Source organism: Ectobacillus ponti (genome assembly GCF_024294785.1).
Taxonomy (GTDB): domain Bacteria; phylum Bacillota; class Bacilli; order Bacillales; family Bacillaceae_G; genus Ectobacillus; species Ectobacillus ponti.
Genome location: NZ_JANCLT010000006.1, coordinates 216826 through 235922 on the forward strand (window position 1 = coordinate 216826; position 19097 = coordinate 235922).

At 51.7% G+C, this 19097-nt stretch carries 26 protein-coding genes and 2 riboswitches; of the genes, 16 read left to right on the forward strand and 10 right to left on the reverse strand.

Annotated elements, in window-relative coordinates; translation table 11 throughout:
- Positions 1-65: 65 nt before the first annotated feature.
- Both NK662_RS13465 and NK662_RS13470 read left to right on the forward strand, forming a co-directional pair.
- Complete coding sequence (locus tag NK662_RS13465) at positions 66-236, forward strand: hypothetical protein (protein ID WP_254759458.1); 171 nt, start codon at positions 66-68, stop codon at positions 234-236.
- Between the two features lie 59 nt (positions 237-295).
- A complete protein-coding gene (locus tag NK662_RS13470) occupies positions 296-547 on the forward strand; it encodes a hypothetical protein (RefSeq protein WP_254759459.1) in 252 nt (83 codons plus the stop codon).
- A 24-nt stretch (positions 548-571) separates the two neighbouring features.
- Here the strand turns inward: NK662_RS13470 and NK662_RS13475 are convergent, their stop codons facing one another.
- Positions 572-1267 carry an aspartate/glutamate racemase family protein gene (locus NK662_RS13475; protein WP_254759460.1) on the reverse strand — a complete coding sequence of 232 codons (696 nt, stop codon included), beginning with the start codon at positions 1265-1267 and terminating at the stop codon, positions 572-574.
- Positions 1268-1344: 77 nt separating this feature from the next.
- Positions 1345-1453: riboswitch (SAM riboswitch) on the reverse strand.
- 193 nt (positions 1454-1646) lie between these two features.
- Here NK662_RS13475 and NK662_RS13480 point away from each other — a divergent pair.
- The 6 genes from NK662_RS13480 to NK662_RS13505 all read left to right on the forward strand — a co-directional run bounded on the left by NK662_RS13480 (position 1647) and on the right by NK662_RS13505 (position 5396).
- Positions 1647-1805, forward strand: coding sequence for a hypothetical protein (locus tag NK662_RS13480; protein ID WP_254759461.1), 159 nt, complete (start codon positions 1647-1649; stop codon positions 1803-1805).
- A 185-nt stretch (positions 1806-1990) separates the two neighbouring features.
- Complete coding sequence (locus tag NK662_RS13485) at positions 1991-2443, forward strand: PH domain-containing protein (protein ID WP_254759462.1); 453 nt, start codon at positions 1991-1993, stop codon at positions 2441-2443.
- An 81-nt stretch (positions 2444-2524) separates the two neighbouring features.
- Positions 2525-3559, forward strand: coding sequence for a threonine aldolase family protein (locus NK662_RS13490; protein ID WP_254759463.1), 1035 nt, complete (start codon positions 2525-2527; stop codon positions 3557-3559).
- A gap of 90 nt (positions 3560-3649) precedes the next feature.
- Positions 3650-4093: a GNAT family N-acetyltransferase gene (locus tag NK662_RS13495; RefSeq protein WP_254759464.1), complete on the forward strand. Its 444-nt coding sequence runs from the start codon at positions 3650-3652 to the stop codon at positions 4091-4093.
- Between the two features lie 143 nt (positions 4094-4236).
- Positions 4237-4557, forward strand: coding sequence for a DUF1700 domain-containing protein (locus NK662_RS13500; protein WP_254759465.1), 321 nt, complete (start codon positions 4237-4239; stop codon positions 4555-4557).
- Positions 4554-5396: a DUF4097 family beta strand repeat-containing protein gene (locus tag NK662_RS13505; protein WP_254759466.1), complete on the forward strand. Its 843-nt coding sequence runs from the start codon at positions 4554-4556 to the stop codon at positions 5394-5396. The genes NK662_RS13500 and NK662_RS13505 overlap by 4 nt, the downstream gene beginning before the upstream one ends.
- Before the next feature lie 40 nt (positions 5397-5436).
- Here NK662_RS13505 and NK662_RS13510 read toward each other — a convergent pair whose 3' ends face one another.
- Together NK662_RS13510 and NK662_RS13515 are read right to left on the reverse strand one after the other, a co-directional pair.
- Positions 5437-6081 carry a response regulator gene (locus NK662_RS13510; RefSeq protein ID WP_254759467.1) on the reverse strand — a complete coding sequence of 215 codons (645 nt, stop codon included), beginning with the start codon at positions 6079-6081 and terminating at the stop codon, positions 5437-5439.
- Positions 6078-7274, reverse strand: a complete 1197-nt coding sequence (locus tag NK662_RS13515; protein ID WP_254759468.1) for a sensor histidine kinase — start codon at positions 7272-7274, stop codon at positions 6078-6080. The genes NK662_RS13510 and NK662_RS13515 overlap by 4 nt, the downstream gene beginning before the upstream one ends.
- Positions 7275-7672: 398 nt before the next feature.
- Positions 7673-7757, forward strand: a riboswitch (cyclic di-GMP riboswitch).
- Between the two features lie 25 nt (positions 7758-7782).
- Here NK662_RS13515 and NK662_RS13520 point away from each other — a divergent pair.
- The 6 genes from NK662_RS13520 (at position 7783) to NK662_RS13545 (ending at position 10228) form a co-directional block, all read left to right on the forward strand.
- Positions 7783-8583 carry a hypothetical protein gene (locus tag NK662_RS13520; RefSeq protein ID WP_254759469.1) on the forward strand — a complete coding sequence of 267 codons (801 nt, stop codon included), beginning with the start codon at positions 7783-7785 and terminating at the stop codon, positions 8581-8583.
- 111 nt (positions 8584-8694) lie between these two features.
- Entirely contained in the window at positions 8695-8883 is a 189-nt protein-coding gene (locus tag NK662_RS13525) for a hypothetical protein (protein ID WP_254759470.1), read from the forward strand.
- Positions 8883-9227 carry a hypothetical protein gene (locus NK662_RS13530; RefSeq protein ID WP_254759471.1) on the forward strand — a complete coding sequence of 115 codons (345 nt, stop codon included), beginning with the start codon at positions 8883-8885 and terminating at the stop codon, positions 9225-9227. Before NK662_RS13525 ends, NK662_RS13530 begins: the two co-directional genes overlap by 1 nt.
- A gap of 12 nt (positions 9228-9239) precedes the next feature.
- Positions 9240-9491, forward strand: coding sequence for a hypothetical protein (locus tag NK662_RS13535; protein WP_254759472.1), 252 nt, complete (start codon positions 9240-9242; stop codon positions 9489-9491).
- 60 nt (positions 9492-9551) lie between these two features.
- On the forward strand, positions 9552-9776 hold the full coding sequence (locus NK662_RS13540) for a hypothetical protein (protein ID WP_254759473.1): 225 nt from the start codon (positions 9552-9554) through the stop codon (positions 9774-9776).
- Positions 9777-9832: 56 nt separating this feature from the next.
- On the forward strand, positions 9833-10228 hold the full coding sequence (locus tag NK662_RS13545) for a hypothetical protein (RefSeq protein ID WP_254759474.1): 396 nt from the start codon (positions 9833-9835) through the stop codon (positions 10226-10228).
- Positions 10229-10257: 29 nt separating this feature from the next.
- On the opposite strand, the gene NK662_RS13550 is transcribed toward NK662_RS13545, so the two are convergent.
- The 4 genes from NK662_RS13550 to NK662_RS13565 form a co-directional block, all read right to left on the reverse strand.
- The gene (locus NK662_RS13550) at positions 10258-11022 is read right to left on the reverse strand and encodes an SDR family oxidoreductase (protein ID WP_254759475.1); all 765 of its coding nucleotides are present in this window, start codon (positions 11020-11022) and stop codon (positions 10258-10260) included.
- A 260-nt stretch (positions 11023-11282) separates the two neighbouring features.
- Entirely contained in the window at positions 11283-11825 is a 543-nt protein-coding gene (locus tag NK662_RS13555) for a DUF420 domain-containing protein (RefSeq protein ID WP_254759525.1), read from the reverse strand.
- A 109-nt stretch (positions 11826-11934) separates the two neighbouring features.
- On the reverse strand, positions 11935-12429 hold the full coding sequence (locus NK662_RS13560) for a DUF6803 family protein (protein WP_254759476.1): 495 nt from the start codon (positions 12427-12429) through the stop codon (positions 11935-11937).
- Positions 12430-12530: 101 nt separating this feature from the next.
- Positions 12531-13184, reverse strand: a complete 654-nt coding sequence (locus NK662_RS13565) for a YczE/YyaS/YitT family protein (RefSeq protein ID WP_254759477.1) — start codon at positions 13182-13184, stop codon at positions 12531-12533.
- Between the two features lie 104 nt (positions 13185-13288).
- Between NK662_RS13565 and NK662_RS13570 the strand changes: the two genes are divergently transcribed.
- Positions 13289-14248, forward strand: a complete 960-nt coding sequence (locus NK662_RS13570; protein ID WP_254759478.1) for a DMT family transporter — start codon at positions 13289-13291, stop codon at positions 14246-14248.
- 37 nt (positions 14249-14285) lie between these two features.
- Here NK662_RS13570 and NK662_RS13575 read toward each other — a convergent pair whose 3' ends face one another.
- On the reverse strand, positions 14286-14912 hold the full coding sequence (locus tag NK662_RS13575) for an MOSC domain-containing protein (protein WP_254759479.1): 627 nt from the start codon (positions 14910-14912) through the stop codon (positions 14286-14288).
- Positions 14913-14986: 74 nt separating this feature from the next.
- Here NK662_RS13575 and NK662_RS13580 point away from each other — a divergent pair, with 74 nt between their 5' ends.
- Positions 14987-15826, forward strand: coding sequence for an EamA family transporter (locus NK662_RS13580; RefSeq protein WP_254759480.1), 840 nt, complete (start codon positions 14987-14989; stop codon positions 15824-15826).
- A 98-nt stretch (positions 15827-15924) separates the two neighbouring features.
- Here the strand turns inward: NK662_RS13580 and NK662_RS13585 are convergent, their stop codons facing one another.
- Positions 15925-17952 carry a molybdopterin-containing oxidoreductase family protein gene (locus NK662_RS13585; RefSeq protein ID WP_254759481.1) on the reverse strand — a complete coding sequence of 676 codons (2028 nt, stop codon included), beginning with the start codon at positions 17950-17952 and terminating at the stop codon, positions 15925-15927.
- A 69-nt stretch (positions 17953-18021) separates the two neighbouring features.
- Positions 18022-18927: a GNAT family N-acetyltransferase gene (locus NK662_RS13590; protein WP_254759482.1), complete on the reverse strand. Its 906-nt coding sequence runs from the start codon at positions 18925-18927 to the stop codon at positions 18022-18024.
- Positions 18928-19097: the final 170 nt, after the last annotated feature.

The window sequence follows — 19097 nt, forward strand, 5'->3', positions numbered from 1 at the left end:
TTTCTATGTATCTTCTTCTTTTGTTATAATGTTATCAGAATATTTAGTGAAAAGAAGGGGTATACATGGGGAAGGTTGTTGCATTCAGAAGGAAGAGTAAATGGAAAAAATATATGCCGGTATATATTATGCTTGGTGTACTGATCATCCTGACTGTGCTGGTCTATCTCTATGTAAAACAGGGCGTATCCAATCCGCAATCTGTTCCATCTATAACGATTCATTCAAAATGGTAGGCAGCTGTCTCCATCTGCTGTTTTCTGCATATGTTGTAGAAAGAGCGGAGGTGCTGCGGATGGGCGGGGGATGGATCTTGCGCTGGGATGAGCGCGACCGGGCCATTGTGAAAGGTCACTTGCTTACATGTGAGAAATGGTACATTGAGATGATTGGCGGCATTTTTTTGGAGTATCTGCAGCAAGGGCATTACTTGGCGCGAAATTGGGATCAATGTGATAGAGACTATTTGCACACGCAGCAATTTCACAGGGATAGTGCAGATACGGCACGGAAGCATCTGCTGCGGCTGATCGGGAAAATGGAATAAGAATCTCCATTTTCCCGTTTGTCGTTAAATTGGCACAGGAGCCAAAGCGAACTGCACCGCCTGCTCGGCATGCAGATAGGTTGTATTAAATAATGGAATATCCACATCGTCCTGGGCCAGCAGGAGCGGCAGCTCCGTACATCCGAGAACGATTCCTTCTGCGCCGTCAGCCTTCAGCCGCCCGGCGATATCCTGCAGGTGCTGCTTAGAGGAAGATGACAGAATGCCCTTCGTCAGCTCCTGAAAGATGATCTGCTGCAGTACGTCCCGGTCGGCGGCAGAAGGAATGAGGCTGGTAATGCCGTGGGCGGCCAAGCGTTCATGATAGAAGTCCTGCTCCATCGTCTGCTTTGTGCCGAGGACGCCGGCTTTACGGATTCTATGTGCATTCATGCTGTCCGCTGCCGCATCAGCAATATGGAGAAGGGGAATTGACAAAGAGCTCTGTACCGCACCAGCGAACTGATGGACGGCATTGGAGCACATAAGAATGCAATCAGCACCGGACGCCTCGATTTTTTGCGCAGTCGCAATGAGCTTTTCCTGCAGTACATCATAAGACCCCTGTTGGGTCAGCTGCGTAACCTCGGCAAAGTCCATGCCGTGCAGGATGATTTTGGCACAGTGTGCAGATGCTTTGCGGGCAAGGGTGTTAATGTGCTCATAGTACAGGACAGTGGATTCCCAGCTCAGGCCGCCGATTAAACCGATTTTCTTCATGATACGTAACCTCCATATGGTAAGCAGACAAAAACGGCCTCTTTTCAACAAGAGGCCGCCTGCGTACATATAGGAACCTCTTATCTCTCAGAGCCGCATTTGCTCTGCAGGATGTAGCACCTTCCTGACTTGTCAGGGGTTGCTGAGGCTTCACCGGGCCAGACCCTCCACCTCTCTTGATAAGAACGATAGTATGTAATTTATATGATACAAATTATGCCATTCCGGGAAACGAAATGCAACACTTTTCAGTATATTCAGGTGATAAAAAACCCTTGCTCCTTCAAGGCGATGGTGGATGTATTCTGCACCTGTATGGAAGCCGTGTTTTTTGGCTATCCTATAGGAAAGATTTGTGTATAAGGGGGTGCATCCGGCTATGGAAGAGCGTTTTGTGGATAATCGCTATTTAACGGATATGCTGTCAATGGTCCTTTCCTTTGATAATGAGAGCATTCAAAATCTGTCTGCCGAATTGCAGTCAGAGGTGTATCAAAGCTTGCAAAATGTGAAGCTTGAATTCGATAAGCTGATCTGAAAAGAGATGTTCCAAAGGCTGCATAAGGTCTTTTGGGACGTCTCTTTTGTTGTATGAGCACATAACGCTGCTTCAATTTTTTCGTGCCTGTAACACTATGTTAAGAAATTGAAATGAATTGTGTCTTTTTTTGTTACACCATGTTTTGTAATGTAGTAGGGATGATGCTGCAAGGGGGACACAACGTGAAGTTTGCCATTCAAAGAAGTAGAGCGATTACAGGCAGTATTGCAGGTCTCACAGCGATCGGCGTGCTGCTTTTTATTCTGGGGATTGAGGAAAGCGGCTTTTTTGCATTTGTAAGCCTGGTGCTCGGATTTGTGATTGCAGTTGCCGGCGGAGGCTTGTACTGGGCTTCCACGCGCTCCTGCTTGGAGGTAACAAATGAACATCTGATCCATCATATCGGTCCGCTGCCATTGCGGGTGACATTGGATAGAATCCGTACAGTTGATATTGTCGAGGGAAGCACGATTGCGGCCGCCTGGACCATGACGCGAGTTCAAGTCATGCTGTATCCGCATGAAATTTTTGAAGTGTCCATGCCGCTGGATCCCGCCGCTTTTATGAGGGAGCTGCAGGGGCGCTGCCCTCATGCAAAGGTCCGCTATGAGCATCCGGAGGCACAGGGAGAATAAGGCCTTCGTCTTTTCTTGTACAGCATGAGAGATTAGTAGTATGATGGTTTCAAATCGCTTATGCAGGAAGGCGGAGAGACCATGAAAAAGATAGATTTGCGCAGTGATACGGTGACGCAGCCGACGATGGAAATGCGCCAGGCCATGTTTGATGCCATGGTTGGAGATGATGTCTACCAGGAAGATCCGACTGTAAGACAGCTGGAGGAGACTGCAGCAGCTGTGCTCGGCAAGGAAGCGGCGCTGTTGGTGACAAGCGGCACGCAGGGAAATCAGTTGGCCGTGCTGGCGTGGTGCCGTCCGGGGGAGGAAATCATCCTGGAGGAAAACAGCCATATTTTCTTATATGAAGGCGGTGCTGTTTCTGCTTTGGCAGGTGTGCAAACCCGGACTGTACCTGGTGTTCGCGGAGCCATTCAGCCGGAGGACCTTATGAAGGCGATCCGGGATGATGATATCCATCACCCGGATACAGGGTTGATTTGTATGGAAAATACGCATAACCGTGCAGGCGGTGCGGTCGTTCCGCCTGAGAGCATGAAGGCTGTGTATGAAATTGCCAAGGAGTGCGGCATCCCGGTTCATTTGGATGGCGCCCGCCTGTTCAATGCCGCTGCGGCAAGCGGTATACCTGTCCAAGAGTTTACCCAGTATGTCGATACAGTGCAGGTGTGCCTGTCCAAGGGGCTTGGGGCGCCGATCGGTTCCATTCTGGCTGGTCCGCGAGATGTGATTGAGCGGGCGCGCAAATGGCGCAAGCGCCTTGGCGGCGGCATGCGCCAGGCTGGAGTGATTGCGGCGCCGGGCTTAATCGCTCTGACCAAGATGGCAGACCGTTTGGCCGAGGATCATAAGCATGCCCGTCAGCTCGCACAGGGATTGACTGCCATGGGTTTGCAAATTGATAATCAGGTAGAGACAAATATTATTCTGATCAATATGGTAAAATCCGGCCAAGACCGGGAAGCTTTCCTGCGCCAGCTGGCGGAGCAAGGCATCCTGGCCGGCGGCATGGGTGAGGAGCACGTCCGCTTTGTGACGAACTACCATATCACAGCTGAAGATGTGCAGACTGTACTGGACACCGTGCAGCAGATGCTGAAGCAAACTGTATAAGAGGGGGCACCGCAGGCGCGGTGCTTTTTCCGTTTTTTGGTTTCGTCCCGTCTTCAATCATGGTAGGATGGGAAGGGGAGAGTGATACATATGTTTACAATGAAACGTGCTGGAGAAGCGGAGCTGCAGGAGATTTACGAGCTCGCAGGAATTAATCATAGAGAGGCCACAGGCTACACGGGAGAAGATGGCAGAGATAAAATGATTTCCGCCTATGAGCATTCCTTCAGGTTTGGTGCCTACTTCTTATGTGCCAAAGAGGCGGACATGCTTGCAGGCTGGGTTATGATTGATAAAAGCATGGACTACCTGACCGGCGAGGAAATTGGCTGGATTAATGATATATTTGTAAAGGAACAGTTTCGCGGACAAGGGTGCGCCACTGCCTTGATGGAGGCGGCTCTGCGGGAGTTCCAAGAGTTCGGCTATGAGGAAGTGAAGCTGAATGTGTATACCCATAATGATAAGGCTATGCGGCTGTACGAAAAATTCGGCTTCGCGGATGTGAACAAATTCATGGGACGGAAATTGTAAAAAGACGGCAGTGTACCGTCTTTTTCTTTTTAAGGCAGATAGGCGTGTAAAGATGTGACTCATCATATGACTTCCTGCACTGTGTGCTGTGACTTCTTCCCGGTATGATAAAGCCATCAAAGAAATGGGGAAGGGGCATAACGATGAGGGCGGCTGTAATGCTTGGTTTAATCATATGTAATCTGATTTTCGTGGCCGGCCCTGCTGCCGGAGCGGCAGGTGCCTACATTGGTTTATGGGCAGCGGCTGCCGGATTGGTTGTCGGGGCTGCCGGGGGCTTTGCTTCCATTCTTTTCATGGACTATGAACATGTATCGCAGATTGTGTACTTGTCTATGATGTCCGGCGGTTTAGGGGTGCTGCTTGCGGGAGGTCTTATTCACGCAGGGGCTTCCATGTATCGGCTGGTTATAAAGTATGTGAAATGGAATGTAAAACTGGCACAAAGGGGACATATGAAATGAAAAAGGTATTGCTGACAGCAGGGCTTGTGTTTGCCGCCGGATTGGTCGGTTTCGCGGCAACAAGTCTTACAAGCGGCGGGTTTTCCGTCCAATCGGTTATGGGGAGACAGCATTCTATTGATAAGCAGAAGCACATGGATGGACGGGATATTCAGCGGATTCAGGTGGCGGCGGAGGGAACCGATGTAACAATTGTCCCATCAAAGGATGGCCAAATCGCTGTCCATTTCTATGGAACAGGCAACGAAGCGGGCGTGAAATCCGTCCATTTTGGGGTGGAGCAAAAGGGCAATGAACTCGTTGTGGCAGTTAAAACGGACGATTTCACGTTTTTGAAAAATCTGCAAACAAACTTAGAGATTGCTTTGCCAAAAAAGCAATATGAGCGGCTGCTGCTGCGCACCTCCAGCGGTGATATTGAGGTGAGCGGGGCACAGGCAAAGAATCTCGATATACAAACCTCCTCAGGGGATATGCGCATCACAGATACAGCTGCAGAAAAAACGAGCCTGCAGGCCTCCAGCGGTGATATCAGCAGTGTGGGTCTGCAAGGGCAGCTGCACGCAAACACCAGCTCTGGTGATGTGAAGCTCCAGGCTGCAGATATCGTGCAGCAGGTGGGCATTGAAACCTCCAGCGGCGATGTAACCATTGAGCTGGAGAAGGAGCCGGCTTCTCTGGCATTGGAGTTTGAAAGCAGTTCGGGTGACGGGCGCACCGATATGAAGCTGGAGGGGGAAGAAAAGGGAAAGCACAGCCTGCGCGGCAAAACGGGGACAGGCGAGTATAAGCTGCAGGTGGAAACGAGCTCCGGTGATTTTCAGCTCCGGGTCAAATAAGAAAAAAGTTCGCAGCTTGTGCGGACTTTTTTCTTGCCACTCATACTAAATCTTCATTGCGGGCTTTGTAGGCCGCCTGCATGCGATCCTTTACATCGAGCTTATGATAGATGCCGGAAATATAATTTTTTACTGTTCCTTCAGATAGGAACAGCCGTTCAGCAATCTGTTTATTATTTAAGCCAAGCGCCAAGCACTCCAGCACCTGTACCTCCCGTTCGCTGAGTCCGTAGCGCGAGGCTGCTTTTTCCTCCTTGGCCGGCTGCTTTACCTGCTGGACAAGCAGCTTGGCCAAGTCATGCGGCAGCAGTGTGCCGCCTCTATGAATCAGCTTAATGCCGGCAATTAAGTCAGTCGGATGGATCGCTTTCAGCAAATATCCCTCGGCACCGGCAGAAAGGGCATCAATCACATGGTCAACCTCCTGAAAGGTTGTCAGAATGAGAACGCGCGCATGCGGCCAGCGCTGCTTAATCTCCCGTGTTGCCGTAATCCCGTCCATGACCGGCATGCGGATATCCATTAATACAACCTGCGGCTGCAGCTGGCCGCATAGAGCGAGTGCTTCTTCCCCGTTCGCTGCCAGGCCGGCAACCTCCAGCTCCGGGTCGAGATCCAATACGATGGACAGGCTTTCCCTGATTAATTCCTGGTCATCCACAAGCAATAACCGAATCGGTGTCATGCAATCCCCTCTTTTCTCCGTGGAAGTGTACAGGTAAGTACAAATCCAGCTTCCTTTGTGCTCACCGTCTCCAGTGAGCCGTTCAATGCCTCCAGACGCTGCCGCATGGCATTCAGTCCGAAGCCGTGCTGCAGCAGCTCGGGTGTATGGCCGTTATTGACAAGACGCATGGAAAACGCATCCGGCTGATAGGAAAGGGCTACATCCACAACGGTAGCATCTCCATGCCGTTTGGCGTTTGTGAGAGCTTCCTGTAGACAGCGCACGAGCGTGAGTTGCCCGGCCTGTGTAATGTCATAGGCCGAGCCTTCTGTATGTATGCGCACCTCTGTGCCAGTGTGCTGGGAGAAGGTCTGTGCCAATTTTTCAAGCTGCTGTAAGAATGGTTCATCCTCGTCCGGGGCAATTTGGTGAATGCTGCGGCGGATCTCATCAAGTCCGCCCCGCGCCACTTGGGCAAGGGTTTCAATCCTCTTTTTGGCCTTTTCAGGATGTATATCAACCAAGTATGCTGCCGCGTCCAAACCAACGATCACAGAGGTGAAATGATGGCCGATGGTATCATGCAGGTCACGGGCCAGCCGGTTTCGCTCTTCCAGCAGCGTCAGCTGTTCAATTTGCCGTGCATACTGCTCCAATGCCTGATTTTGCTTCTGAATCAATTCATACTGCTGCAAATTTTCCGCAAGCAAAGCCTCTGTTTTGCTTTGTGAGGTGATGATGAAGTTAAAGGCAAAGCCAAATCCGAAAAAGATGCCGATATCAATGTACTGCATCAGAAAGGTAGTCATATCAGCCGCTGTAAAATAGTTGCCGAGCGGGAGCAGTACGATGAAAACAGGTATGGTCCAAACTGCATTCCGCTTATTTAAGAGATACCCCGCCATCAACACGGGAATCAGGATGAACACAGTGGCTCTGTTCAGGTGAAGCCCAATGCTCATGTACAGGTAACAGGACCCTGTCACCAGCAGTTCAACTGCAAGGTACATAGTTCGATTCCGGTATCCGGGCCTCCAGAACAGCACAGGGATAAAGCAGCAGATAAAGGCGATGATGAGAAACAGAGGATAGGCTAAAGTGCCAAGCGCTTCAGGACGTACTCCATAATAGGCGAGACCGCTGCCGAGCCAGCACAGGCGAAGCCCGAACAGAAACCAGTCCACCCAAAGCCAGGGCCGTTCATGCTCCATGAAAGAATGCCCCCTTCCTAATGTGTGTAATACTAGTTTACCGGAATTTGGATATTAGGGACAGTGAAATATATAAATCATGTGAGAGATTCTGACATAAAAGCGTTGTTTAAAAGTAAATGATAGTATAACTATCACATCGAAGTGTGTGTCTGCAAAAGAGAGAAGAAGTGCCGCGGAGGGAGCTTATATAAGAGCATGCCGCCTTTAGGGGAGCCGGTATTGGGAGATGCAGAAAGAGGACACAGGTGCTTGTGTCCTTTTTTGCTGAAATGGACGCAGTAGAAAACCTTCCTGCAAAGGAAAAATATACTGCCCTTCCTAGGAGCGTAAGACTATAGATGCGCATATTAGTATTTGCTATAGTAAATATAGTTATGCATCTTCATCAGGTGTTGTAACGATAAGGGCAAAGCTGCGGAAACGCAGTGGCTGCAAAGCTACAGGGGCTAAGGCGACATGCTATGCCAGCCAGCTGCCGTACAATAACAAAAGGGAGAGGATCATCATGAAGAAGCAGCACAAGATGTTGGCGGGAGGCCTCGCATTTACTTTGTTGTTTGCACAGGGGATGTATGCTGCCGATGCAAAAGGCAAAGAGCACAAGAAGAGCAAGAAGCCGGTGGTAACAGATAAAAACCGTGACGGCATTGTGGATTCTTGGGAAGTGAAATACAAGCTTGGCTTGGGCAAGGCGGTTGCAAAGCAGGATACAGATCGTGACGGTTTGAGCAACCTGGTTGAATATAAATTGCATTTAAACCCGCGTTCTGCTGACACGGACCATGATGGGATTCTGGATAATGATGAAGATGCGGATCGTGATGGTCTGACAAACGAGCTTGAGATAGATCTCGGCCAAAACCCGTCTGTGGCGGACAGTGACCATGATGGTGTGAAGGATGGTGCTGAGGACGCCGACAAAAATGGGGTTTCAGACAATGCCGATTTGCAGGAATTGCAGCTGGAGATGAAGCTTGCATCCGGAAGTCTTGAGCTGAAGTATGAGCGTGAAAGAGGCAGAGTCAAGGCGGAAATGGAAGATGAGACAGGCCAGTTTGGAGATTTGAATGTGCAGTCCTTTGTGAAGGATTTGGCACTGCAATCCACCATGACAACAGGACAAGTCTTGGATCGCATCAACCAGGCGCTGGGAACAAGTGCAGCCCAGGAGCTGGAGCTGAAGGTGAAATTCTCAAATGGCCAGAAGCTGAAGGCTGAGTACGGTTCAGACCAAGAAAATGCAGATGAAAATGAAGGCTACAGTTACAACAACCAAAATTACAGATACGGCCATTACGAAGATTGAAACAAGGAAACCGGATGTCTTAGGATATCCGGTTTTTCTTATGGGATGATTTACGGGCAACAGCGCATACTTACAAATAGATTCTGCTTACGTTGAAAAGGGGGAACTCGTATGGAACATGAGAAGCAAACAGACGAACAATGGAATGCCCATAAGGAAGAGCAGTTGCTGCGTGAAATCCAGCAGCTGGAGGAAGACATTTTAGAGGTAAAGCACGGCGTTTCCCGCGGTGTGCTGGAGGATCAGCTGCATGAGCACCGGGGATTTTTACAGAATGTCCGTGAAAAGCGGTATCGCTGATGGAAAGAATCAATTACCACGGCGAGCCGGGTCTGTTCATTATGAATGAAGCCGATGCGCGTGAAGCATTCCGTTATTATTTGGGAGAGCACTTTCCCTTGGAGGAGTACCCGGATATTTATGAATTGATGCTGTCGCTGCTGGAGGAACGGGGGCCCATGCCGGTGCTTGGCATGGACTTTGTCCATCATTTTGTCACCGAGGATCAAATGGGCGATACGCAGTTCATGACTTTCATCGACACAGAAGGGAAAAAGGTGACGGTGAGCTCCACCTACATTGATGGACAGCTCATGCATGTGCAGGTGAATGCAGAGGAAGGTCCGCGCACGCCGCTTCATTAAGGAGGAATCAGCATGGATCAGCATGAAAAAGATTATGACCGCGGTGAAACACCGCGCAACTCCATCACAGAGGAGCATTTGACAGATATACTGGAGCAGTCTCTGGAGATTGAAAATGAGATGATGCGTACATATCTGATTACGGCAGAGCGCATTCATGACGATGGTGAGCTGAAGGACCGTCTGCAGAATTTTGCGGAGGGCAATGCCAAGCGTACGAGGCAGCTCAAGGATGAGATTGAGCGGCTGAAGGAAGATTCATAAATGTTTGCCCTCCTGCTGTCATAGGCTAGACTGAAGAGATCAGCGGGGAGGGCTTTTTGTATGGCAGCAAGAGCGGCAGAGCTGAAAATTTATGTGTTTGATAAGCGGGACTTGTGGCGGTTTTTCTGGCTTGAGTGCGTGGTTGGCCCATTCATGTATCTTTCATTAAAGAGGCATGGTGTCCATGACTTGGCGGCCTTCGGCGGAACAATGGCCGGTACAGCAGCCTTGAAATATGCCATCAAACAGACGGAGAAGAAAAAAGTGTATACTTGGAAGGAATAGAGAGGGTGGCCTGCGGGACCGCCTTTATTTTTTGCAGTGGGAGAAGGGGGAAACATATGGAGAAGTGGCTGAGTGCCAGATTTGCGGGCAATAGTATTCTTGCAATCAATACGATTATATTGTTGATGCATGTGCTGATTCTACTGGGCGTGCTGCCGTCTGATTTTGTTTGGGGCGGCCGGCTGCAGCGGGGCAGTGACCTTGTGCTTTTTGAAAGTGTCTCCATCGGTATGCAGCTTCTCTTTATTGTACTTGTAGCCGCAAGGGCGGGCTATATCCTGCAAGGCCGATTCATAGGGGCGGTCCGGATTGGTTTGTGGGCTTTGTTTGGTTTGATGGTGCTGAATACAGCCGGCAACCTGCTGTCTCTGTCCAGTCTGGAAACGATCGTGATGACCCCGCTTACAGCCATTCTCGCCGTCTTATTGTTCAGGCTGGCTGCCTGGGAATAGGGCAAGAGCCGGCTCATAGAGCCGGCTTCTTAGCGTTTAAATCCGCCTTCCGAGTGCAAAATCTGTCCGGTGATCCAGCCGGCATCCTCGCTTGCCAGCAGGCGGACAGCGCGTGCCGCGTCAGCCGGCAGGCCGATCCGCCCCAAGCCGAACAGCGGCAGCAGCTCCTCCTGCAGCTCCGGCGTCATCCAGCCCGTGTCGGTCGGGCCCGGATTGACGGCATTGACCGTAATTCCCTTTGGCGCAAGCTCTGCGGAAAGCGTGACGGTCAGGGCGTCAACAGCTCCTTTTGTCGCGGCATACGCCACCTCATTTGGCATCGGCCCAAGCGACTGCCCGGAGGTGAGATTGATGATGCGCCCGCCATTGCCTTTTTCAAATCTGCGGGCAAATGCGGCGCTCAATAAAGCTGTGGCCCGGACATTGATGAAGTAATGGCGGTCCAGCTCTTCAGCGGTTATATCAGCATAGCTCGTGCTTGTGGAATACGCAGCATTATTCACCAGTACGTCAGGTGTGCCAAGCCGTGCGCATACTGCTTCCATCAGCTGGCCGGGAGCTGCCGGATCAGACAGGTCCAGCTCCAGCATTTCACAGCGTGCGCCTGTTCTGCGAATGTCCTCACGAAGCTGCAGCGGCTCCTCCTGCCCCGCGCCCCACGGCATGGAGGCATCATAGGAGGACCAGTATGTAAAGAAGATATCCATGCCGGCATCCGCCAGGGAACGGCAAATGGCGGCCCCGATTCCTTTTGCCCGGCCGGCGCCGGTCACAAGGGCAATTCGATTGTTCATAGTCTTCACCTCTGTATGAACGTACACCAAATATTCACAGCTTGTCCAGTCAAATAGGGAAAAATTGTATAAGAAGAGGGATCTGCGGAAGCATAAGGGAAAAGGAGGGATTGACATGGAGACCATTCGCATTCTGCAATACATTGGCACACTCGGTGTCGTCAGCTTTTTGTTGTTTACGTATTATAATATGTGGCGGCAGATTCCGAAAAACCGCCGCCAAAAATGAAGCAGCATGGTGATGAGCCATGCTGCTTGTTTTAATAGTACGGGGAAAGCAAGACATATACGAGTACGCCGGTGAAGCTGACATACAGCCAAAGCGGCATCGTCCAGCGCACAATTTTTCTGTGCTTCGTCAGCTGATTGGTCCAGCCCCAGACGAGGGAGAACAGGGCCATCGGCACAATGATGGCAGCCAGAATGCTGTGCGTGATGAGAATGAAGAAATAGAACGTTCTCATGAAGCCTGTGCCGCCGTAGTGCGTCGGCTGTGCCGACAGGTAGTGGTAGGTCAAATACGTGATGGCAAACAACAGAGTAGTGGTGAAGGCTGCCAGCACAAAGCGCTTATGCAGCGTCACGTTGCCCTTCTTGATGAAATACAAGCCTGCCAGCAGGAAGACAAATGTGAAGCTATTGAACACCGCATTCATGCGCGGCATAAAGGTGATGTCAAAGCCGACATGCCCCTTATGGCCGAATGGGCCGAAGAAGACAATTAAAATTAAAGCATTCACAACGATTGAGAGTGTCACGATTACAGCGGTGAAGTTGCGCTGTGTCGTCGGTTTTTCATGCATACTGCTCATTGCCAAACTCCTTCATGTGTAGTTTTTTTTCATTCTACCATGTTGTCCGGCAAGATGCGAATGGCAGAGAAGGGAAAAGGACGGCGCAAAAGCCGTCCTCTTACATTGGATGCGACATATGTACAGGCACCGTGCTGAACAGATACGGATCCAGCATGCCGAAAATCATGGCCAGGTGGGTGACGACGAGGAAGATGCCGACAAAATAAGCGTGTATCTTCAGCCGCTGCGCTTCCGGTCTTCCTTTTTGCAAAAGCCCCATGTCCAGCAAGGCCAATCCAAGCAGAGGGACGATGCCAAGCAGGTAGAAGCTGACCGCCGCCACATCCACCCATCCGCGCCATCCGCCGCCCGCTGTCAATGGAATGACCACCTGAAACAGCAGGTATACAAAGACAACCGTGAAGTACAGCCCGACAGTGACGCTGGCAAATTTGTTCACGGCCCGCAGCGTACCGTCCGTGCGGCGGGTGAAGAGAACGCCAAGCTCGGTAATGGCTACCGTTTCTGCCAAAATGACCGGAATCGCCATGAATAAAATCAGATTCCATGGCTGGCCTGTTGCCAGCAGCTCCATATAATGTGTCATATTCATAAGTGCCCACCTCTTCTCTAAGATGCTTCCATCCTAGCAGGACATTGTGCAGAACTGATGGAAAAGGTGTGGCAGTTTTGTTTCAAGCAGCCCCTCGCATTCTATGACAATTTGGATATGCTTTCCGCGGAGGATTGTTTTTGCTGTTGATTCAGCCTGGCAAGCAAAGCGCGGAATATCTTCAGCGACTGCTGAAACACCGGACTTTGAATGAAGGTATACAGGAAGGTGACAATGAATACCGGCCCGCCCAATAGGAAACCAATCACCAGCACCACGCTCTCTACAACCATGCGGGCGCGGCTGACAGAAAGACCGGTTTTTTCCGAGATGGAAAGCATGAAGCCGTCACGCGGGCCTGCACCCAAGCCGCCGGCTACATACATGCCGCCGCCGATGCCGGTAATGAGAATGCCGGCCAGCAAGATGAGATAATCCATCCAAGTGTGTGTGGCATGCGGCAGCCAGCCGCTCCAAAGGAAAAAGTCCATGATGGGTCCGATGAGCAGCGCATTGAGAAAGGTGCCGACACTGATATAGTGTCTGGCGGTGAAAAGGGAAATACAGACAAGAAACAGGCCGCACAGCACGCTCCAGGTGCCGATCGTCAGCCCGAACTTTTGGTACAGCGCGACATTCAGCACCTCCCACGGGTGAATGCCTAAGAATTTTACTTGTACGGCAAGCGCGTTGCCAAGGCCGAAGCAGATTAGTCCGCCGAAGAACAGCAGCAGGCGGAGCAGCCGGATTGTCATGGTGTCATCCTCTCCCTTTTTTCTTAATAAACTTAAATGTAAAGCAAGATGCCAGACAATACAAGATTCATATTTACAGAGAATCCATAGAGCGGGGTGAAGCGATGAAAGCCGTCTTGTTGGGAGTTGCCGCTTCCTTTTTCTTTGCATGCACCTTTATTTTAAATCGTGCCATGGATCTGAACGGCGGCAGCTGGATGTGGAGCGCATCTCTGCGCTATTTCTTTATGGTGCCGTTCTTGGTCTGTATTGTCCTGCTGCGGAGCAACCTGAGGCCGATGCTGCAGGAAATGCGCCGGAATCCGGGGAAATGGATGCTGTGGAGCTTCAGCGGATTTGTCTTATTTTATGGACCGCTGACCTTTGCCGCTTCCTTTGGGCCCGGCTGGCTCATTGCTTCCTCCTGGCAGGTCACAATCATTTCGGGCATTCTTCTTACGCCATTCTTCTATCAGACATTGCCGGGCGGCAGGCGCGTCCGCGGAAAAATCCCGTTTCGGGGCATGCTGATGTCGCTGCTCATTCTGCTTGGCATCGTGCTGATGCAGTGGAAGCATGCCGGCACGATTGGGGGGAAGGAAGCGCTGGCCTGTATGCTTCCCATTGTTCTTGCCTCCGTTGCCTATCCGCTTGGGAACCGAAAGATGATGGAGGTGTGCGGCGGCCGGCTGGATACATTTCAGCGGGTGCTCGGCATGACGCTTTGCAGCCTGCCGTTTTGGCTGCTGCTTTCGGGCGGTGCATACGTGTCTGTCGGACTCCCGAGCCTGGAGCAGACGCTGCAATGCTTGGTTGTGGCCATCAGCTCCGGTGTCATTGCGACCACCCTGTTCTTTTTTGCAACTGATCTGACAAAAGGAGATGGGCGCAAGCTGGCGGCGGTGGAGGCGACACAAGCGGGATCCGTTATCTTCTCGCTGGCCGGCGAAGTTGTGTTTCTTCATGCCCCTTGGCCGGATGCGATATCCTGGCTTGGGCTTGGGCTCGTTGTAGGGGGAATGGTGCTGCACAGCTATGTGTCACGGCGTCCGCTCAAAATCAATCGGGCGGCTGCCGGCAAGTAAAGGGAAAAGGACGGCGCGAAGAAGCCCGTCCTTTTCCTTATTTGATCTTTCGCAAATCCTTCTTCGCTTCCTCAGACAGCTCCGGCGTATCCAGCAGGGTTTGGAGTGCTGCTTTGTCCTGCACATTGCCAAATTGCAGATCGGCGTAATCATGCATGGAAACCGCACCCTCCGGACGGGATACGAACATCCAGTCATCACCCTCGCGGATGGTGCCGGGCTCCAATACCCGCAGATAGAAGCCGACATAGCCGCGTTCACGGGAGGCCTGCGCCAAGCCGTTCACATTGTTCCGGATATCCAGCTTCGAACAAGGCGGACGTGTTTGGCATGCCTGCACAAGGGCTGTGCCGATCCGGTACACATCACCGACATGGATGTCACGCTCTGTCCCGCCGGAGAAGGCAATATTTTCACCGAAGGACGAAGGGCCGAAGCTGTCTGTGCCATAATACTCATTCCAAAACGGATAATGCTCCACCGGATACACACAAATGGCCTTCTCCGGCCCGCCGTGCCCATGGTAGGCCTGTTCATCTCCCAGCACGCCGGTCTCATGCACATGAATTTCCGGCAGTCGGCTTTTGAAAATAGCGGACTTTACTTCTTTTCCTTTACGGGACAAGGTCTGCACCTTGCCGGCAAACAGCTGCTCGCATTTCATGCCGCATCCTCCTTTTTCTTATATGGCTACTAATGGTATTATAGGTACAGAAATTGGTGGAAGTAAAGGGAGAGATGGGACGTATGTGGTTGTTGGCGGCACTTCTGACAGCAGTCTGCTTTGGCATTAATAACACGCTGTTCAAGTGGAGCACGAAGCAGCAGATGTCAAAAATCAATTTGCAGTTCTTTTTCTACGCAGCGGCGTTTCTATTGACGCTCTCATACGGGCTGCTGTACAGCTCGTTTCATTTTAGCCCGGTGTCGGTTCTTCTCGGCGCCGCAATTGGCATTTTAAACGCAAACGGCAATATTCAGATGTCGGCAGCCTTTGAAAAGGGGTTTGTCAGTCTGACCGCCCCGGTCATTGCTTCAAACGTCATTCTGCCGGTGCTTGCGGCGGGCCTGCTGTTTCATGAAAAAGTAGAGACGATCCACTGGATCGGCATTGTGTGTATGCTGGCTTCAGCTGCCGTCATCCAGTACAGCCCGGGGGCAATGGGCAGCAGCAATTACCGGCCATGGCTGTTCCGTGTCGGGCTCGCCGTGCTGTCGTTCGGCACACTTGGCATTCTGATGAAGCTGTCCTCACAGCTGCACATCCAGTCATTGGATGCGCTCGTATCCATGTATGGCGGCGGTGCTCTGTATCTGGGCCTGCGCCTGCAGCGGACAAGCCTGCGGATGCGTGAGGCGAAGGTGGGCCTGCTTGTCGGGCTGCTCAGCATCGTCGGCTACAGCAGCTACTTTTTCGCGGTGCGCACAGGGGTGGCCAGCATTGTGTTTCCGGTGGTCAGTCTGAACTGCCTGGTGGTTGTACTGGCGGGCCGCTATGTGTTTCAGGAACGATTGCGGATGTATCAGATGCTGGGGATTGCGGCGGCATTGTTTGGCTTGGTGCTGACGAAGCTGTAGAAATTAGGGAATGAAACAATAAACAGCTGAGCCGGTTGGCTTGATGTAAAAATCATAGAAAAACAGCCTCATGAAGCTTCATGGGGCTGTTTTTTCGTCTATATTTTCCGCACATCGACTGTTCCGGAAAAGAACGTGGCGCCGCGGCCGATATCAGACAAGGAATCTGGTGTCAATGCGTTGACAGAGGTGTAGCCGGTCTCTGCATCGGACCACCATAAGCCTTGTGTCACCGCAACGCCCGGCAGAACGGCGGTGCCGACGTTGGCATGCAGACGGCAGGAGCCGCGGTCATTCCAAAGCTCCACGAGGTCGCCGCCTGCAATGCCGCGCGCCGCTGCATCATCCTTATGCAGGTATACCTCCGGGCGCTTTTCCAGCTGCTGCAGCTTCGGCAGATTTGCCATTGTGCTGTTCAGGAACTGATGGTTTGGCGCCGGAACGAAGCGGAGCGGATATTGATTGTCTGCAAGCGGTGTATGAACCGGCACAGGGGACAAGCCCTGCTGCTCCAGCGCTGCGGAGAACAACTCAATTTTACCGGACGGCGTCGGCGGATTTTTATATGCCGGTACGATGCCCTCTGTATGCAGCCGCAGCCATTTTTTCTCCTTCAGCGCTTCATAGGTTATCCCGAGCAGATGCGGATTGTCAGGATTGTCCAACGCCTGGCGGATCAAGTCTTCCTCTGTATCGGAGAAGCAAGGCTCCGTAAAGCCCATGTGGGCAGCCAGCTCCTTGAACAGGGTGAAGTTGGACTTCGCTTCGCCCTGCGGCGGAATAATCGGTTCGCCAAGGCTCATGTACAGATGCCAATAGGAAGCATACAAATCCAGGTTTTCGAACGTGCTTGTCGCCGGCAGAACGATGTCGGCATATTTGGCTGTATCCGTCATGAACAGCTCATGCACGACAGTAAACAAGTCTTCACGCAGCATGCCTTGCACAACCTTAGACTGCTCCGGCGCCACCTGCGCCGGGTTGCAGTTGTAGACAAACATGGCTTTGACCGGCGGATTGCTCTCTTCGAGCAGAACGCGGCCAAGCTGGTTCATGTTCACTTTGCGCGGTGCCGGATTCGGCATCAGATCCGGACGCTCCAGCAGGAAGGAATTGGTGGAAGAGAAGGAGCTGTTGCCCTTCATCGCTCCGCCGCCAAGGTGCTGCCATTGCCCGGTCAGCGCCGGCAGGCAGGAAATGGCGCGCACCGCCATGCCGCCATTATCGTGGTGCTGCAGCCCGTTGCCGATGCGGATATAGGAAGGTGTTGTCCTGCCGTACATACGCGCCAACTCCACAATGTCAGCAGCCGGAACGCCGGTAATTGCGGAGACTTTTTCCGGTGTATATGCCTTTGCTTCTTCCTTCAGCTCGGCAAAGCCGGTTGTATACTGCGAAATAAAAGCTTCGTCCAGCAGGTTCTCTTCCATGAGCACATGCATGATGCCAAGCGCCAGCGCCGCGTCGCTGCCCGGCTGAATCGGAATGAACCAGTCGGCCCACTTGGCGGTGCGGTTTTCATGTACATCAATCACAACAATTTTGGCGCCCTTTTTACGCGCTTCGTTGGCGAAGACAGCCTGGTGCATGTTGGTGCTCAGCATATTGCAGCCCCAGACGATGATCAGCTTGCTGTGGACGGTGTCCTCCGGATCAATGCCGGCGCTGCGGCCCATTGTGTACATATATCCGGTGGAGCCGGCAGCGTTGCAAATCGTCCGCTCCAGCTGCGTGGCGCCGAGGCGATGGAAGAAGCGGCGGTCCATGCCTTCCGTATTAATAATGCCCATGTTGCCGTAGAAGCTGTATGGCAGAATGGCCTGGGCTCCATATTCTTCTATAATAGTAGAAAACTTGCCAGCAATCTCTGCATAGGCCTCGTCCCAGGAAATACGGGCAAACTTGCCTTCCCCTTTCGCGCCAATCCGCTTGAGCGGATACAGAATGCGGTCCGGATGATACAGCTTGTCCGGTGTATGGCGCACCTTATGGCAGATGGCGCCCTTCGTGACCGGATGGTCCGGGTTGCCTGTTACTTTGACAATTCTGCCGTTCTCTGTCTCGACAAGCAGGCTGCACGTGTCCGGGCAGTCGAGCGAGCAGGCGGTGATAAATTGCTCCTTCAATGAATAGCCCCCTTTAAAACGAAATGATAGTCCAAATTATAAGATAATTTCCGTAACAAACCTAGTGTTTTAAATTGTCAGTGAACCGGTTTTATAGTCATAGCGGACAAACTTGCGCAGCACTTGCATCCCTGCCGCTTCATAAACCTTTGTTGCATGGGTCAGGCTGTCTGAGTCAACGGAGAGCTTGACTTGGCTGCAGCCGGCCTCCTGCATTTTATAAAACACATACTGCAGAAGAACTTTTGCAAGCCCTCTGCCACGCCAGGAACGCCGCATGCCAAAATGCGTAATTTCAGCGGTTTTGCCGTCCGGAGAAAGGGTACAGAATGCAAAGCCTGCAAGTTCTTCCCCGTCCCGCAGCAAAAACCACAGGTCTTCCGTAAATTCCGGCTTTTGCGTGCGCTCCATAAATTCCTTATAAGACCGCTCCCGATAGTCAAAATGGTCAGAGAATACTTCCTCAAAAGCGGCATGTATGTTCCGGCCGTCGGTATATAAGGAAGCCGTTCCAATCTCCAGTGTATCCGGCACAACGGGCTGTCGGTTCCGCAGTTGTATCCCCATTTCGTACCAGTAGCGGACTGGCTGAAACCCGGCCTGTGAAAAGAAAAATTCCTCATAGGAAGTATTGGCTGAAACGCATATTGCTGTCTCCGGGTATGGATCCGCATAAGCAGTCATAAGGGGCAGCAGCAGGTTCTCGACTCCTTGATGCTGCCAGTCCGGATGCAACACCATCAAGGCCGGCAGAAGGGGAGGCTTGCCTGTTACAATGGCAAATCCTACATATTCTTGTTTTTCGTTCACAACCCCCCAGCTGTTTTGTCCGGACTGAGAAGAAAGCAAATTCGCAACCTCTTCTTCAGAGGTGGATATGGTTCCTGATATGTACAAATCGTAAGCTTGCAAAAGGGCTGTGATAGCCGGAGCATCTGTGGCCTGTGGATGCGTAATGTGAAACAAGCTGTTCATCGTATCCCCTCCCTCACTTTTCATGTATAATGTTCAAGCTATAGTGATACTGTATCACAAAAAAACAGGAATAATCAGGAAAAAATATATGTGCTTTTTGACAAGGGCAAAAGTGACCATAACGTCGAGGAGCCGGACAACGGCCTTTCATACACAATGAGGGAGAAGGA

Coding starts and splice junctions, on each gene's coding strand:
- NK662_RS13515 (WP_254759468.1), bottom strand. CDS start 7,274: ATGGAGCATGAACGGCCCTGGCTTTGGGTGGACTGGTTTCTGTTCGGG.
- NK662_RS13520 (WP_254759469.1), top strand. CDS start 7,783: ATGAAGAAGCAGCACAAGATGTTGGCGGGAGGCCTCGCATTTACTTTG.
- NK662_RS13495 (WP_254759464.1), top strand. CDS start 3,650: ATGTTTACAATGAAACGTGCTGGAGAAGCGGAGCTGCAGGAGATTTAC.
- NK662_RS13530 (WP_254759471.1), top strand. CDS start 8,883: ATGGAAAGAATCAATTACCACGGCGAGCCGGGTCTGTTCATTATGAAT.
- NK662_RS13490 (WP_254759463.1), top strand. CDS start 2,525: ATGAAAAAGATAGATTTGCGCAGTGATACGGTGACGCAGCCGACGATG.
- NK662_RS13475 (WP_254759460.1), bottom strand. CDS start 1,267: ATGAAGAAAATCGGTTTAATCGGCGGCCTGAGCTGGGAATCCACTGTC.
- NK662_RS13480 (WP_254759461.1), top strand. CDS start 1,647: ATGGAAGAGCGTTTTGTGGATAATCGCTATTTAACGGATATGCTGTCA.
- NK662_RS13510 (WP_254759467.1), bottom strand. CDS start 6,081: ATGACACCGATTCGGTTATTGCTTGTGGATGACCAGGAATTAATCAGG.
- NK662_RS13500 (WP_254759465.1), top strand. CDS start 4,237: ATGAGGGCGGCTGTAATGCTTGGTTTAATCATATGTAATCTGATTTTC.
- NK662_RS13525 (WP_254759470.1), top strand. CDS start 8,695: ATGGAACATGAGAAGCAAACAGACGAACAATGGAATGCCCATAAGGAA.
- NK662_RS13575 (WP_254759479.1), bottom strand. CDS start 14,912: ATGAAATGCGAGCAGCTGTTTGCCGGCAAGGTGCAGACCTTGTCCCGT.
- NK662_RS13470 (WP_254759459.1), top strand. CDS start 296: ATGGGCGGGGGATGGATCTTGCGCTGGGATGAGCGCGACCGGGCCATT.
- NK662_RS13535 (WP_254759472.1), top strand. CDS start 9,240: ATGGATCAGCATGAAAAAGATTATGACCGCGGTGAAACACCGCGCAAC.
- NK662_RS13545 (WP_254759474.1), top strand. CDS start 9,833: ATGGAGAAGTGGCTGAGTGCCAGATTTGCGGGCAATAGTATTCTTGCA.
- NK662_RS13505 (WP_254759466.1), top strand. CDS start 4,554: ATGAAAAAGGTATTGCTGACAGCAGGGCTTGTGTTTGCCGCCGGATTG.
- NK662_RS13580 (WP_254759480.1), top strand. CDS start 14,987: ATGGGACGTATGTGGTTGTTGGCGGCACTTCTGACAGCAGTCTGCTTT.
- NK662_RS13565 (WP_254759477.1), bottom strand. CDS start 13,184: ATGACAATCCGGCTGCTCCGCCTGCTGCTGTTCTTCGGCGGACTAATC.
- NK662_RS13555 (WP_254759525.1), bottom strand. CDS start 11,825: ATGCATGAAAAACCGACGACACAGCGCAACTTCACCGCTGTAATCGTG.
- NK662_RS13590 (WP_254759482.1), bottom strand. CDS start 18,927: ATGAACAGCTTGTTTCACATTACGCATCCACAGGCCACAGATGCTCCG.
- NK662_RS13570 (WP_254759478.1), top strand. CDS start 13,289: ATGAAAGCCGTCTTGTTGGGAGTTGCCGCTTCCTTTTTCTTTGCATGC.
- NK662_RS13540 (WP_254759473.1), top strand. CDS start 9,552: ATGGCAGCAAGAGCGGCAGAGCTGAAAATTTATGTGTTTGATAAGCGG.
- NK662_RS13560 (WP_254759476.1), bottom strand. CDS start 12,429: ATGAATATGACACATTATATGGAGCTGCTGGCAACAGGCCAGCCATGG.
- NK662_RS13465 (WP_254759458.1), top strand. CDS start 66: ATGGGGAAGGTTGTTGCATTCAGAAGGAAGAGTAAATGGAAAAAATAT.
- NK662_RS13550 (WP_254759475.1), bottom strand. CDS start 11,022: ATGAACAATCGAATTGCCCTTGTGACCGGCGCCGGCCGGGCAAAAGGA.